Below are 13885 nucleotides of genomic sequence, written 5' to 3'. Positions count from 1 at the left end.
TTGAAAGGGATTTCTACTTTATATTTATAATTTGTTTACTTCTCAAACATCATCTTGGTAATAAAGTCTTTTTCTCCTTTACCTCTTGCGGGGGAATATTCTCTACCGTAGAAAATAATCTGAAGATGAAGCTTATTCCATACTTCTTCCGGGAAGAGTTTTTTTGCATCACGTTCCGTTTCCACTACATTTTTACCGGAAGTAAGTTTCCATTGTGTCATAAGACGATGAATATGGGTATCCACAGGAAAAGCAGGAAATCCAAAACCTTGGCTCATTACCACTGAAGCCGTCTTGTGTCCTACCCCCGGAAGCGCCTCCAATTCTTCGTATGTCTGTGGAACGATCCCATTATGCCTTTCCAATAAAAGTTCAGCCATTCTCTTTAGGTTTTTGGCTTTTGTATTGGATAATCCTATTTCTTTAATTAATTCTTTGATCTGAAACTCCTCCAGTCTGGCCATTCTCTGTGGGGTTCCGGCTACCTCGAAAAGGTTGGGTGTAACTTCATTCACCTTTTTATCTGTAGTCTGCGCAGAAAGTGCTACCGCAACCATCAATGTATACTCATCGGTATGATCCAGCGGAATAGGTGTGGTAGGATATAATTTATCCAGTTCTATCTGAACGAGTTCAGCCCTTTGCTTTTTTGTCATTTTACCCTTAAATTTGAACAAAATTAAATTATTATGATGAAAGTTGGAGACAAATTACCTGAATTTGAAGGAATAAATCAGGATGGAGAAACAGTGGCTTCTTCTAAACTAATCGGAAAAAAGCTTGTCGTATTCTTTTATCCGCAAGCCAGTACTCCAACATGTACTGTAGAAGCCTGCAATCTGAGCGATAATTACTCTATGCTTGAAAAAGCAGGATTCCAGTTGTTGGGAGTGAGTGGAGACACTATCAAGAAGCAGAAAAACTTCCACAGCAAATTTGCATTTCCTTACGATCTTATCGCTGATGAAAACCATGATATTATTGAAAAATTCGGGGTTTGGAAAGAGAAAAAGACGTTTGGCAAAACTTATATGGGAATTGTAAGAACTACTTTTATTTTTGATGAAAAGGGGATCTGCACAAGAGTTATTGAAAAAGTAACTTCAAAAACAGCAGCAGAACAGATTTTAGAGGGATAGTTTATTAACCCTGATAAAAAGAATAAATCCACAAATAGAACGGTTGTCTGTTTGTGGATTTATTTATTTTGTAAGCTTATTTTTACTCTGTTTCGTAGTAATTCAATTCTTCATTTTCTCCAGGAAGTGTAACGTGTTTCTGAAATTTCAATCCTAATTTTTCAATCAGCTTCTGTGAAGAAACATTATCCTTTGAAATGATTGCTGAAATTTTTGCCAACCCAAACTCTTCCATACCAATGGATTTTACCTTTTGGGCAGCTTCATAGGCGTATCCTTTTCCTTCAAATTCTTCCAAAAGAGAATATCCTATATCTAAAATATCCAATCCTTCTCTTTCAAAGATACCCACCGCACCTATTTTCTTACTTCCCTCTTTGGTCATCAAAAGATAATTCCCATATCCTAATCTTTCGATCTGTGGCATAAACCTATTTCTGATATAGTTTTCTGCATCTTCAATCGTTTTAATATTACGATCCCCAATATATTGAAGGAATTTGGGTGCGTTGTAAAGTTCAAAAATGAAATCCCTGTCTTCCGGAGACATTGGACGAAGAATTAAACGTTCGGTTTCGTAAATCTTATCTGCGTTTAGTTGTTTTTTTAGGCTCATCTTTCTTTGGTTCTTCCTTTTTTTCGATTTTTAAAAGTCTCGGGTTATTAGCACATTTTTTATTGTAAAGCTCAATATAAGTACCATTGTCCTTTACATTCGAAACAAGTCCTGTAGCTTTATTTACGGTTAAAGTATAATGTGTTTTCTGGTAGGGACATTCTCTTGAGGTCACTTTTCCAAGATCCAGATAATAACTGGATTGATCCTCGTGATAGTTCCCTGCAAGATCCTTAAATTCCTCATCAACAATATAACCGTCAGAAGCCAATAATATAGCAACTTCCTGAGCGTTATCAATCTTTCCGACAAATTTCTTCAGCGCCTCTACATCAAGAATGTAATTGATTTTTCCTCCTAAAGAATAGGCAATATAATAAAAGCTGTCTTCGCTTGGAAACAGATTAAATCCTGAGAATTGAGGGGTATAAGTCATTTTCCCTCCGGAAATCTTTATTTCCTCACCTTTTCCGTAGCTATTGTATACTAATGTCCAAGAATCTACCCTGTCATCAGGACTGATTCTCTGTAAAATATTTGGAATACTTGAAAATTTTTTCTTCTCCTGAGAATACCCCAGAATTGCCCAAAACATACATATAAAAGTTGTTAATCGGAATGCAATTTTAATCATAACTTAAAAATCAGCATAAAAGATACCAAATATTACATAAACTTGTCGCCTTTCTTGAAGTTCTTTAAATCAAGAACGTAATCTTTGATCAGTTGATCATTATCTCTGGGACAAATCAAAAGAGCCTTGTCTGTATCAACAACAATATAATTTTCTAGTCCATCAATAATAACAGCCTTGTTATTGTTTCTTAAACGGATGATATTTCCCTTGGCGTTATAAGTCAGTAGATGTCTTAATTTCACCGCATTTCCATCCTTATCCTTTTCTGTATTTTCATAGACGGACGTCCAGGTTCCCAGGTCACTCCACCCCAAATCTGATGGAATAACATACACATTTTTAGCTTTTTCCAAGATTCCGTTATCAATGGAGATCTTCTGAACTTTCGGATAAATTGTTTCTATACAATTGTTTTCCTTTTCAGAGTTATACTCGCAAGCCATAAAATGCTGCGTCATCTCAGGAAGATACATATCAAATGCATGGTGAATACTTTTCATATTCCAAATAAATATTCCTGCATTCCAAAGAAAATCACCACTTTCCAGAAAGCTTTGAGCAAGCTCAAGAATAGGCTTTTCCGTAAATGTTTTTACCTTAAAATATTCAGAATTTTTCTTTTCTACGAATTGAATATACCCATAACCGGTATCGGGTCTTGTAGGGGTAATTCCAAGTGTAACCAGATAATCATGTTTAGCCGCCAGGTCAAAGGCTAGTTCCACCTTTTCCAGAAAAACGTCTTCTTTCAGAATGAGATGATCCGCCGGAAGAACAATCATGGTGGCATTAGGGTTAATTTCAGCAATCTTATTAGCCATGTAAAGGTTACAGGCTGCCGTATTTTTCATCAAGGGTTCTCCCACAATATTCTGCTCCGGAAGCTCCGGAAGCTGCTGGTGGGAAAGCGCTACGTATTCTTTATTCGTAATTACGAATATCTGCTCCTTAGGAATTACCTTACTGATTCTGTCATACGTTTGTTGAATCATAGTACGTCCGGTACCTAGAATATCCTGAAACTGTTTGGGAAATTTCTGTGTACTCATCGGCCAGAACCGGCTCCCGATCCCTCCTGCCATTATCACACAGTATCTATCTGATTTTAACATTCTTAGCTACATTTTTCTACCCTTGCTAAAGGCTTAAAAGAATACTTCCTTCCAGTAGCCAGGTTCTTACAAAGATAGTTTTTTTTAATCAGACCTTCTAATAAATACTTTTCGTTGCGATATATAAAAAATTCACCTTTCTTAAGTTCTTCAATAAAACGCAGGCTATCATCTTGTTTCTCAGTATGAAAATATCTTACAAGATCAGGGCTGGCCATAAAATTTGCCTTTGGTGATTTTGAAAACTTTACAATAATGGGCCTTAGATCTTCATCATAAACTTCGAGGCTTTCAATAAGCATATTTCTAAAAGTTTCTTTCCACTCATTGCCATGAGGAGAAATTCTTCTTCCATATTTTTCAAAAGCAATTAGGTGTGCCAGCTCATGGGTAAGCACAAAGAAAAAAAGTGGTGGGGTAAGTGTTGAGTTTACCGTAATTTCATGAGAATTGTCCGGAAGTTTTCTATAATCTCCCAGTTTAGAATTTCTGTTTCTTGTGACCTTTATATGAATATAGTAGTCTGAAAACCAAATTCTTAAATATTTAAGTGTATTTTGTGGTAAATATTTCTCTAAAGATTGGATAGACATTTTACAAACTTAATGGAATTCCTGCATAGAAATTCAATAATTTAAGACTGAAAAGATAATTATATTTTGCCTGCGCTACGGATCCCTGTGCATTTGCATAATTATTTCTTGCAACGTTAACGTCGTAAATGGTTGTTTTTCCTGCAGCATAGCTTTTATCAGCAAAATCAAGGGCAAGCTTGGAGCTTTTTTCAGCCTCTAGAGCAGCAAGATATGATTCATAGTTGGCATCAGCATCAAACTGAGCTTTCTGTATATTCTGTCTTACCGTTTGTTTCTGCTGTTCAAGAGTAATTTTACTAACGCTTTCATTTAACTTAGACTGTTCAACCTGTAATTTTGTTTTCCCTTTATTGAAGATAGGAATATTAAGCGATATCCCTACATTTTGCCCAAACTGATCATTATATTGTTCAAAAAAAGTTCCCTGCACCACACCTGGTGGAACATTAAATGATTTATTATAGAACGTATTAAGACCAGCACTCGCTGTTAATGTAGGCCAGAATGCCGTTTTACTTACCTCGGTTTGTGCTTCGGCAGATCTTATTCTGCTTTCAGCAGCTTTTATTTGAGGCTGTATATCATAAGCTTTTGTAAGAACCTCGTCAACAGTTACCAACTGTGAATCTAATACTTCAGGAATATCTACATTTTCTACATCAAAATCTTTATAATCTGAAAGTTGTAAAAGCTGAGCGATTGCAAACAAAGCTCTTCCTACATTAACCTCTGCTGTTTTAAGATTTTGTTTTTCTCTCGCCCATGCTGCTTCTGCTTCCGCCAAAACAGTCTGAGCCGTAGTTCCAACCTGAGTGGTTATCTTTGCTCTGTCGTGCTGCTTTTTAGCATTTTCTACAGCACTTTGAGAGATCTTAACAATTTCTTTGTTCAACAAAGCTGTTAAATATTGTTGGGCAATTTGTACAGAGATGTCATTTTTGATTGCTTCAATATCGTATTGGCTTGCTTCTACATCAAACTGAAGCTTTCTTACGTTCTTCTCTAATCTTCCATTATTGTAAACCAAAACATCAGCACTTACTCCAATACTGTTATTGAATCTATCGTTTCTATAACTTCCTGCTCCTAATGATCCTTGTCCGAAGCTCACTCCATTCACCATACTCCCCGATACAGAAGGCAAGTAATCTTTTTTAGCTGCTTTAAGGTTATATTCTTGGTTTTGCTTGGAATATTGATTTTGGATAACCTGAAGATTATGCTCCACTGCATAGCTTACGCATTCTTTTAAGGACCATTTCTTCTGAGCACTTAATCCCAGACAACTTAGTCCAAAAACGATAATCCAAACTTTTTTCATATGTAGATGTTTATTTGTTTTTAATGGTCATATGGAATCGTGTCATTTTATTGGGATTTGTCCTTGCAAATCACAGCGATTTCATATTAAGATTTTTCCCTATTAGACGAAGTAAATATAAAAAAGTTACAGATTGAAAAAAATTGTTTTATTTTCATAAAACTTTTGAGAATTTTGCAATATGACAAATGAACAATATCAGGAAGCTATCGACTGGCTTTTCGTACAGATGCCCAACTATCAAATAGATGGACAAAAAGCCTATAAACCAGGATTAGATAATATCACCAAGCTTTGTGCTTCCTTTGGAAATCCTCAGGAAAAAATAAAGTGTATTCATGTAGGTGGAACCAACGGAAAGGGTTCTTCAAGTAATATGCTGGCTTCAGTTCTTCAGGAAGCAGGCTATAAAGTAGGTTTATATAACTCTCCTCACCTTATAGATTTTACTGAGCGTATTAAAGTGAATGGTAAAAACTGCAATAAAGAATTTGTCTTTGATTTTGTTCAAAAGCTTAAAAACATCCCAGAAGAAATCCTTCCGTCTTTTTTTGAATTTACAACCATCATGGCCTTTGAATATTTTTATCAGCAACAGGTGGATTTTGCCATTATTGAGGTAGGCCTGGGTGGAAGATTGGACTCAACAAACATCATAACACCTTTGATTTCTGCAATAACGAACGTTCAGCTTGATCATCAAAACATATTGGGAAACACCATTGAGGAGATTGCCGGAGAGAAAGCAGGCATCATCAAACATAATACACCTGTCATTTCAGGAGATGAGAATGAGGTGGTAAAAAATATCATCAGAAAAAAAGCCATTGCTGAAGAGGCTCCTTTTATAGACGCTACCCTACTTCATAATATACTTAGTTCTGATTTGAAAGGAAATTACCAACAAAAAAATATCCGTGTTGTTCTTGCAATTGTTGAAGAATTGCGAAAGCTGCATGTAAACATTACAGATAAGAATCTGGAGAATGGTTTACTGAATGTTCATCAAAATACAGGGTTCATTGGTCGCTGGTTTGAATTTTCAAAAGATCCGCTTACCATTTGTGATACGGGACACAATCAAGCAGGCCTTGAGTATGTTTTTTCACAATTAAATTCTATTGATAAGCACAAGCATGTCATTTTAGGGTTTGTAAATGACAAAAACATAGATGAAGTGATGGGTTTGCTTCCTGAAAATTCTGAGTTTTATTTTGCCAAACCATCCGTCAACAGGGGAAGACATCCCGAAGATTATGAAAATCTACTCCAAGAGGCGAAAATTTTTTATAAAATTTTTGATTCTGTACAGAAAGCGTATCTATCTGCAAAAGAACGATGTACAAAAGAAGAAATGATTTTTATTGGTGGAAGCAACTTTGTTGTGGGAGATTTTTTAGAAAAAAATTTGGAGATAAAGGAATAAGTCGTATATTTGCACCACTCTAAACAAGAGAACAAGTCTAGAGGGTTCTTAGCTCAGTTGGTTCAGAGCATCTGGTTTACACCCAGAGGGTCGGGGGTTCGAATCCCTCAGGACCCACAGAAAGGAAACGAAACCTTTAAAAAAAATTCGGGCTCTTAGCTCAGTTGGTTCAGAGCATCTGGTTTACACCCAGAGGGTCGGGGGTTCGAATCCCTCAGGGCCCACAAAAATCTCTCAGGAAACTGGGAGATTTTTTATTTTTAAATACCTCAAATCTTTTTACCTATTAAGCTTACTTTAAATTGGGAAAAGATTCCACCGGATTTCTTTACCTTTGCCTCCCTAAAGATTAATATTTACCACCATTGAAAGCTCTTCATGTCATATCATTTAATTACCCCTATCCTCCGTCTTATGGTGGTGTTATAGATGTTTATTACAAAATCAAGGCTTTATCAGATCTGGGAGTAAAGGTTCATCTCCACTGTTTTGTGAATCAAATTCCTGAAAAAACAGATCCGGAGATTACACATATTACAGAAAATGTATTTTTTTATCAAAAGAAAAGAAATCCGTTTCTTTATCTTTCATTTACCCCATTTGCCGCCGCAATAAGGAACTCAAATATCCTGCTCAATAATTTGGCAAAAACTAAAGCCCCCATTCTTTTTGAAGGCTTACAAACGACAAACTTTCTCGCTCAATTAAAAGACAAGGGACATCCCCTATATCTGCGGCTTCATAACAATGAAGCTGAGTATTACAAAGGGCTCTCTTTTTCGGAAAAGAATATTTTAAAAAAGATTATTTATAAGATTGAAGCTATCAAATATAAAAGCTATCAAAAAAAATATTTAAAAGAATTCAAATCTGTTTTTTGTCTTTCTGAAAAGGAATATTATGAGACTGAAAACTACTCTGGAAATGCAAAACTCATTCATATTTTCCATGGCAATCTTACGGTAAAGATTCTTGACAAAAAAGGAGATTACTTCCTTTTCCATGGGGACCTGAGTATTTCAGACAATAAAAAGGCATTAGACGAAGTCATTGAGCTATTCAAAGGTCTTTCTGAATACAAACTCATTGTAGCTTCAGATCGTGCTTCAGATGACCTTAAAAAGAAAATCAATGCTATTGAGAATATAAACCTGGTTCCCATTGAAACCAACGAAAATTTATATCATCTCCTAGAAAATGCCCAAGCCAATATCTTATTATCTTTTCAAAATTCCGGAACCAAGGTAAAGCTTTTCAACTCGCTTTATAACAGCCGATTTGTTATTATCAATCAAAACATTACGGATGACAAATCGTTAAAAGAGTTGTGTCTTTATGGTTCCAATACAGAGGAAATCCGACAACATATTATTGATATTGCAGAAAAGAATTATACTGGAAGTGAACGTAGAAAAACAGTTTTGGAAAAAACCCATTCTGACGAATCTAAAGCACAAGAGATGATAAAGGTTATTTTTAAAGATTAACCGCCTGTATTACTTTCTGAATATTAAACTCCTCCAGACACGCCCAATCTCCTCTGTAGCATTCCTTATCACCAAAAACAGAACATGGTCTGCAGCTCAGATCCTTTACCTGAATGACATCATCCTCACTCTGTCCGAACCCCAAGAAGCCGGCATAAGGATGTGTTGCCCCCCATATTGAGATACATCTTGTCCCTACGATGCTTGCCAAATGCATATTAGCAGAATCCATTGAAATCATGACTTCCAGTTCAGCAATTTTATTAAGTTCTTCTGTAAGGCTTAATCTTCCGGAAAGACTTTTGGTATTGGGGATTTGACGTTCCCATTCTTCAAGGGTTTCAGTTTCTTTTTTTCCTCCTCCAAAAAAATACACCGTATGTTTTTGAGCCAGGATCCTGGCAAGTTCAAAAGATTTTTCCAGAGGAAGCATCTTTCCCTTGTGCTGAGCAAAAGGAGCAAAGCCAATTCCTGATTTATAGCCCGGAAAAGGTCTACGTTTTTGAGAAAGCTCTACTTTAAAACCCATCTCTCTGAAAACATCGGCATAACGTTCAACTGTTTTTTTCAATTGAACTTTATCCAGATTCCAGACATCCGTAAGTTGCTCTTTCTCTTCTTTTCCTTTATTGATCTTAAAAACCTTTAATCCTTTTCTTCTGTAAATCCTATCCAGAATCTTCGTTCTGATCACATCATGAAGATTGGCAACACAATCCGGATTAAACTCCTTAACCAATTCATTACTTAATTTTCTTAATCCAAAGAACCCTTTATAGTCATCAAGATCAATTCCTTTAAATGTAACATTGGGAATACCGGCAAATAAGGCTTCAAAATTTTTTCTGGAAACCATAATAATTTCCACATCAGGATTTTGCTCCAAAAACTCCCTGAAAACAGGAACAGTCATTGCAACATCTCCAAATGCAGAGAAACGATATGCTAAAATTCTGGTCACGGTTATGATTTCAGTTGATAGGCAACTGCGTAAAATTTAATTTGTTTTGTCATAGCCATCAGTCCATTAGCTCTGGATGGCGAAAGAAATTCCTGTAATCCAATCTCTGAAATAAATTCAAAATCAGAATCCAAAATTTCCTGAGTAGAATGTCCACTATAAATACTCACTAAAAGCGAAACAATTCCTTTTGGCAAAATTCCATCAGAATCTGCATTAAAGAAAAGTTTTTCGTCTTTAAATTCAGCATCAATCCATACTTTGCTTTGGCAGCCTTTAATCAGATTTTCATCTATTTTCTTGTCTTCCGGAAAACCTTTCAATTCTTTTCCGAGATCAATAATATATTCATATTTCTGCTCCCAGTCGTCAAGAAACGCAAATTCGTCGATTATTTCCTGCTGTTTTTCTTTAATGGTCATTTTTCACAAATTTCTTTGTGCAAAGATAATTAATTTTAGACTTTTAAGATTTTAAGATAAAAGATGGATTCATAAAATACAAAAAACGCATCTATATCCTATGAACAGAGACTTTGGTTTAGATTTATTTTATTGGGATGCTTTATTAAAAACTTCCAGCAATTTTATTTCTTCATTCTCCCAACAAAGAACTTTTGAAGCTTTTTCAAGTTCTTCCAGATAGTTTTCCCGTCCTCTGCTTACAACTTTTTCAACTGCAGCTGCAATATTTTTGGGCTGATGATCAGAAATCGTTTCTCCTACATCAAACTGATTTTTAATATTCTGCAATTCAGGAATATTTGACAGAATCAACGGAACACGTGCCTGAATACAATCTAACACCTTATTGGGTAATGAATAAAGGTAACTATCTCCTCCATTTTCTTCAATGCTCATTCCACAGTCAGCTGTTATCGTAACCTTTCTCAAATCTTCAGGCATTAATTTTCCCAAAAACTGAACTTTATCTTGGAGCTTTTCTTGGATCACTAAATTTTCATACTCCTCTTTTTTAGGGCCGTCCCCTGCTATTTTTAGCACTACATTGTCTAAATGATGCATGGCCATAATCACTTTATCAATTCCCCTAAAAGGATTGATTGCGCCTTGATATAAAAGAATTTTGGGATTATTTTCAGGTATTTCGAAGTCAAAATTCATTTTTCGTGGTGCGTTTTGAACCACCACCGGATGAATTCCATATGTTTTTTGAAACCATTTTGCATAGCTTCCGCTCGCCGTAATCATCCATGTAAGTTTTGGAATAACTGTTTTTTCGACATAACGCCACAGTTTTTGTGACATTTTGCCCTGAACTGCAGGCATTTCTGAAAAAATTTCATGACTGTCAAAAACCAAAGGAATGTTCAGCTTTTTAGCAATAAGATAATTTGGAAACAAAGCATCAATATCATTGGCATGAAGAATCGTATTCTGATCTGCTTTTCTTTTTAATTCATGATATAACTTCCAGTTAAATTCAAAATAGGCTGTTTTTAAGCTCTTTGAAATTAAATGGATCCTTGAAAAAGAATAAGGACGCTGCATTTTTTCGGCTCCTTTCCAGTCATTTCCAATCAGTTCAATAGTATACCCATTTTCATGCAAAGTCTGACAAACCTTTTCAATACGCTGGTCTGTATATAAATTACTGAAAGCAGATGTTATTAGTTTTTTTTTCATTATTCCCTCTTTCCAAGCAGTAAATGATAGACCTGAATAAAGCAAATAAGTCCGTTTGGAATGATAACCGGCCATAAAGGTCCACTAAAGAAACCATAAATGACAAAGCACATACAGCCGATCATATTAACAACTCTGATTTTTCTTACATCTTTCAATATGAAACTCAGTACGATAAAAACCGAGGCAGAGTATCCGACATAAGTGGTCATTTCAGGATTCATGGGAAAATTTTAAGAATAACAAACTTAATCATTTTCAATAAGATAATAAAATTTTTTCTGCCATAAAGTCATTAATTGATTTTTGGTAAAATATTTGTAATTTAGATAATGGATAAATGGTAATGTTGCCTTTATTCTAATGAGATATATTATGGATTATAAGTTTTCACAAGGTTTGAGCCAAGTGTTCAAACAAAGCAAAAGCGAAGCTAAAAGGCTGAAAAGTGAATTTCTCAATACAGAACATCTACTTTTAGGTATTATAAAAACGGAAAACTCTGCAAAAGAAATCCTTCAAAACCTTAATGCGGATTTAACACAAATCAGAAGAAAAATTGAAACTCTAAATACAGCAAGTCTTAATCCTATTTCTGAGGAGGTTACCAATATTTCTTTCACCAAGATGGCAGATCATGCTATTAAACGTGCAGAGTTAGAATGCCGACAGTATAAAAGCAATGAAATTAATACCGTTCACCTGCTTTTAGGTATTCTTTATAAATATGAAGATCCTACTTCAAATATTTTGGGAGCTTATGACATCGACTATGAGGGTGTTTCAAAAGAGTACCAAACTATGCTTAAAAATTCCGGGCAGTCACCACAGATGAGTGCTTATGATGACGATGATGAAAGAGAGGATTTTGAGCAGATGAGAAAGCCTACAGGAAACCTGGGCTCTGCAAAAAGTAAGACTCCAACTTTGGATAACTTTGGTAGAGACTTAACTTCCCTGGCAAGAGATGGAAAATTAGACCCAGTAATTGGTCGTGAAAAAGAAATTGAGAGAGTTTCTCAGATCCTATCACGTAGAAAGAAAAACAATCCGCTTCTTATTGGGGAACCGGGAGTTGGTAAATCTGCGATCGCGGAGGGGTTGGCATTAAGAATTCAACAAAAAAAAGTGTCACGAGTTCTTTACGGAAAACGTGTGATCACTTTGGATCTGGCAAGTTTAGTAGCCGGAACAAAATACCGTGGTCAGTTTGAGGAAAGAATGAAAGCGATCATGACAGAGCTGGAGAAAAACAGAGATGTCATCTTATTCATTGATGAGCTTCACACCATTGTAGGTGCGGGAAGTTCTACAGGAAGCCTGGATGCATCCAACATGTTCAAACCAGCCTTGGCAAGAGGTGAAATTCAATGCATCGGGGCTACCACTCTAGATGAATACCGTCAGTACATTGAAAAAGACGGAGCTTTAGAAAGAAGATTCCAGAAAGTAATGGTGGAACCTACTTCTATTGAGGAAACTATTCAGATTTTGAACCAGATTAAGGATAAGTATGAAGAACATCACAATGTAATTTATACTCCTGAGGCAATTAATGCATGTGTCAATTTGACATCAAGATATATTACGGATCGTTTCCTACCGGACAAAGCTATTGATGCTATGGACGAAGCGGGTTCCAGAGTTTATATTAAAAACATGAAAGTTCCTACTGAGATCATTGATTTTGAAAAGAAAATTGAAGATATCAAGGAATTGAAACAAAAAGCTGTAAAAGCTCAGGATTATCTTGAAGCAAGAAAGCTTAAAGATGAAGAGGAACGTCTTCAGATGGAACTGAATGCTGCTCAGGAAAAATGGGATAAAGATGTTAAGGAGAAAAAAGAAACCGTAAGTGAAGAAAGTGTTGCGGAAGTGGTTTCTATGATGAGTGGTGTTCCTGTAACGAAAGTGGGCAAAAACGAGCTTGATAAATTGGCTCAGATGGATGAGAAACTGAACGGAAAAGTAATAGGTCAGGAAGATGCTGTGAAGAAAGTAGTTAAGGCTATTCAAAGAAACAGAGCAGGTCTTAAGGATCCTAACCGTCCAATTGGTACATTTATCTTCCTTGGAACAACAGGGGTTGGTAAAACCGAGCTTGCAAAAGTAATGGCGAGAGAACTTTTTGAATCAGATGAATCTCTGATCCGAATTGATATGAGTGAATACATGGAGAAATTTGCAGTTTCAAGATTGGTTGGAGCGCCTCCGGGATATGTAGGATACGAAGAAGGGGGGCAGTTAACTGAAGCAGTAAGAAGAAAGCCTTATGCCGTGGTTCTTTTGGATGAGATTGAAAAAGCTCACCCGGATGTATTCAATATTCTGTTACAAATTCTGGATGAAGGACACGTTACAGATAGTTTAGGCAGAAAGATAGACTTTAGAAATACAATCATCATTCTTACTTCCAATATTGGAACAAGAGATCTTAAAGATTTCGGGGATGGTGTAGGATTCGGAACTTCAGCTAAAAAGACAACGTCTGATTCAAGAGCAAGAAGTACTATTGAAAATGCCCTTAAAAAAGCATTTGCTCCAGAATTCTTAAACAGAATTGATGATATTGTGATCTTCAACTCTCTTGTACAGGATGATATCAAGAAAATCATTGATATTGAACTGAACAAGCTTTATGGCAGACTTGAAAAATTAGGTTATAAGGTAGAATTAACTGAAGAAGCAAAAGACTTTATTTCTGAAAAAGGATGGGATAAAGACTTTGGTGCAAGACCACTGAAAAGAGCTATCCAGAAGTATATTGAAGATTTATTGGCAGAAATGCTGGTAAACAAACAATTAAATGAAGGAGAAACTGTAATTCTTGAACTTAATGAAGCAAAAGACGGATTGGTGGGAAAAACGTCAAAGCCAAAGAAATCATCAGCAGCTGAAAAATCTTCTCAACCTTAATAAATAAACAATCTAATTTCAATAGAAA

General features: G+C 35.7%; 14 protein-coding genes and 2 tRNA genes. 6 read left to right on the top strand and 10 right to left on the bottom strand.

The features are described 5' to 3' along the window. Positions 1-35 precede the first annotated feature (35 nt). On the bottom strand, positions 36-656 hold the full coding sequence (locus SCA31_RS06790) for an endonuclease III domain-containing protein (RefSeq protein ID WP_106917838.1): 621 nt from the start codon (positions 654-656) through the stop codon (positions 36-38). 33 nt (positions 657-689) lie between these two features. On the opposite strand from SCA31_RS06790, the gene bcp reads away from it, so the two are divergent. Next, positions 690-1139 carry a thioredoxin-dependent thiol peroxidase gene (gene bcp / locus SCA31_RS06785; RefSeq protein ID WP_332562112.1) on the top strand — a complete coding sequence of 150 codons (450 nt, stop codon included), beginning with the start codon at positions 690-692 and terminating at the stop codon, positions 1137-1139. An 82-nt stretch (positions 1140-1221) separates the two neighbouring features. Here bcp and SCA31_RS06780 read toward each other — a convergent pair whose 3' ends face one another. From SCA31_RS06780 to SCA31_RS06760, 5 genes are all read right to left on the bottom strand, one after another. After that, positions 1222-1755, bottom strand: coding sequence for a GNAT family N-acetyltransferase (locus tag SCA31_RS06780; RefSeq protein ID WP_410696219.1), 534 nt, complete (start codon positions 1753-1755; stop codon positions 1222-1224). Then, positions 1724-2350: a hypothetical protein gene (locus SCA31_RS06775; protein WP_410696218.1), complete on the bottom strand. Its 627-nt coding sequence runs from the start codon at positions 2348-2350 to the stop codon at positions 1724-1726. Before SCA31_RS06775 ends, SCA31_RS06780 begins: the two co-directional genes overlap by 32 nt. A gap of 71 nt (positions 2351-2421) precedes the next feature. Continuing rightward, positions 2422-3504, bottom strand: a complete 1083-nt coding sequence (locus SCA31_RS06770) for a mannose-1-phosphate guanylyltransferase (RefSeq protein ID WP_410696217.1) — start codon at positions 3502-3504, stop codon at positions 2422-2424. 2 nt (positions 3505-3506) lie between these two features. Continuing rightward, entirely contained in the window at positions 3507-4097 is a 591-nt protein-coding gene (locus SCA31_RS06765) for a SprT-like domain-containing protein (protein WP_410696216.1), read from the bottom strand. Between the two features lies 1 nt (position 4098). Continuing rightward, on the bottom strand, positions 4099-5421 hold the full coding sequence (locus SCA31_RS06760; protein WP_410696215.1) for a TolC family protein: 1323 nt from the start codon (positions 5419-5421) through the stop codon (positions 4099-4101). 181 nt (positions 5422-5602) lie between these two features. On the opposite strand from SCA31_RS06760, the gene SCA31_RS06755 reads away from it, so the two are divergent. From SCA31_RS06755 to SCA31_RS06740, 4 genes are all read left to right on the top strand, one after another. Beyond that, positions 5603-6847 carry a bifunctional folylpolyglutamate synthase/dihydrofolate synthase gene (locus SCA31_RS06755; RefSeq protein ID WP_410696214.1) on the top strand — a complete coding sequence of 415 codons (1245 nt, stop codon included), beginning with the start codon at positions 5603-5605 and terminating at the stop codon, positions 6845-6847. Between the two features lie 42 nt (positions 6848-6889). Then, positions 6890-6964, top strand: a tRNA-Val gene (locus tag SCA31_RS06750). A gap of 32 nt (positions 6965-6996) precedes the next feature. Beyond that, positions 6997-7071: transfer RNA gene (locus SCA31_RS06745), tRNA-Val, on the top strand. A 141-nt stretch (positions 7072-7212) separates the two neighbouring features. Next, entirely contained in the window at positions 7213-8334 is a 1122-nt protein-coding gene (locus SCA31_RS06740) for a hypothetical protein (RefSeq protein ID WP_410696213.1), read from the top strand. On the opposite strand, the gene SCA31_RS06735 is transcribed toward SCA31_RS06740, so the two are convergent. The 4 genes from SCA31_RS06735 to SCA31_RS06720 all read right to left on the bottom strand — a co-directional run bounded on the left by SCA31_RS06735 (position 8324) and on the right by SCA31_RS06720 (position 11165). After that, positions 8324-9295, bottom strand: a complete 972-nt coding sequence (locus SCA31_RS06735; RefSeq protein WP_410696212.1) for a glycosyltransferase family 9 protein — start codon at positions 9293-9295, stop codon at positions 8324-8326. The two genes, SCA31_RS06740 and SCA31_RS06735, sit on opposite strands and share 11 nt — an antisense overlap. A gap of 2 nt (positions 9296-9297) precedes the next feature. Further along, positions 9298-9717, bottom strand: a complete 420-nt coding sequence (locus tag SCA31_RS06730; RefSeq protein ID WP_410696211.1) for a SufE family protein — start codon at positions 9715-9717, stop codon at positions 9298-9300. 129 nt (positions 9718-9846) lie between these two features. Continuing rightward, positions 9847-10941, bottom strand: a complete 1095-nt coding sequence (locus tag SCA31_RS06725) for a glycosyltransferase family 4 protein (protein WP_410696210.1) — start codon at positions 10939-10941, stop codon at positions 9847-9849. Beyond that, positions 10941-11165, bottom strand: a complete 225-nt coding sequence (locus tag SCA31_RS06720) for a uroporphyrinogen decarboxylase (RefSeq protein WP_410696209.1) — start codon at positions 11163-11165, stop codon at positions 10941-10943. The genes SCA31_RS06725 and SCA31_RS06720 overlap by 1 nt, the downstream gene beginning before the upstream one ends. A 151-nt stretch (positions 11166-11316) precedes the next feature. On the opposite strand from SCA31_RS06720, the gene SCA31_RS06715 reads away from it, so the two are divergent. Then, the gene (locus tag SCA31_RS06715) at positions 11317-13857 is read left to right on the top strand and encodes an ATP-dependent Clp protease ATP-binding subunit (RefSeq protein ID WP_410696208.1); all 2541 of its coding nucleotides are present in this window, start codon (positions 11317-11319) and stop codon (positions 13855-13857) included. Positions 13858-13885: the final 28 nt, after the last annotated feature.

Source organism: Chryseobacterium sp. SIMBA_028, from assembly GCF_046535285.1.
Classification (GTDB): Bacteria; Bacteroidota; Bacteroidia; order Flavobacteriales; family Weeksellaceae; genus Chryseobacterium.
The sequence above is the reverse complement of the archived record's forward strand: the minus strand, read 5'-3'. Positions and strand labels throughout refer to the sequence as shown.

Excerpts from the sequence above, each read along its gene's own strand:
- SCA31_RS06755 (WP_410696214.1), top strand. The coding sequence starts at position 5,603 with ATGACAAATGAACAATATCAGGAAGCTATCGACTGGCTTTTCGTACAG.
- SCA31_RS06780 (WP_410696219.1), bottom strand. The coding sequence starts at position 1,755 with ATGAGCCTAAAAAAACAACTAAACGCAGATAAGATTTACGAAACCGAA.
- SCA31_RS06730 (WP_410696211.1), bottom strand. The coding sequence starts at position 9,717 with ATGACCATTAAAGAAAAACAGCAGGAAATAATCGACGAATTTGCGTTT.
- SCA31_RS06725 (WP_410696210.1), bottom strand. The coding sequence starts at position 10,941 with ATGAAAAAAAAACTAATAACATCTGCTTTCAGTAATTTATATACAGAC.
- SCA31_RS06775 (WP_410696218.1), bottom strand. The coding sequence starts at position 2,350 with ATGTTTTGGGCAATTCTGGGGTATTCTCAGGAGAAGAAAAAATTTTCA.
- SCA31_RS06720 (WP_410696209.1), bottom strand. The coding sequence starts at position 11,165 with ATGAATCCTGAAATGACCACTTATGTCGGATACTCTGCCTCGGTTTTT.
- SCA31_RS06790 (WP_106917838.1), bottom strand. The coding sequence starts at position 656 with ATGACAAAAAAGCAAAGGGCTGAACTCGTTCAGATAGAACTGGATAAA.
- SCA31_RS06765 (WP_410696216.1), bottom strand. The coding sequence starts at position 4,097 with ATGTCTATCCAATCTTTAGAGAAATATTTACCACAAAATACACTTAAA.
- SCA31_RS06715 (WP_410696208.1), top strand. The coding sequence starts at position 11,317 with ATGGATTATAAGTTTTCACAAGGTTTGAGCCAAGTGTTCAAACAAAGC.
- SCA31_RS06760 (WP_410696215.1), bottom strand. The coding sequence starts at position 5,421 with ATGAAAAAAGTTTGGATTATCGTTTTTGGACTAAGTTGTCTGGGATTA.
- bcp (WP_332562112.1), top strand. The coding sequence starts at position 690 with ATGATGAAAGTTGGAGACAAATTACCTGAATTTGAAGGAATAAATCAG.
- SCA31_RS06770 (WP_410696217.1), bottom strand. The coding sequence starts at position 3,504 with ATGTTAAAATCAGATAGATACTGTGTGATAATGGCAGGAGGGATCGGG.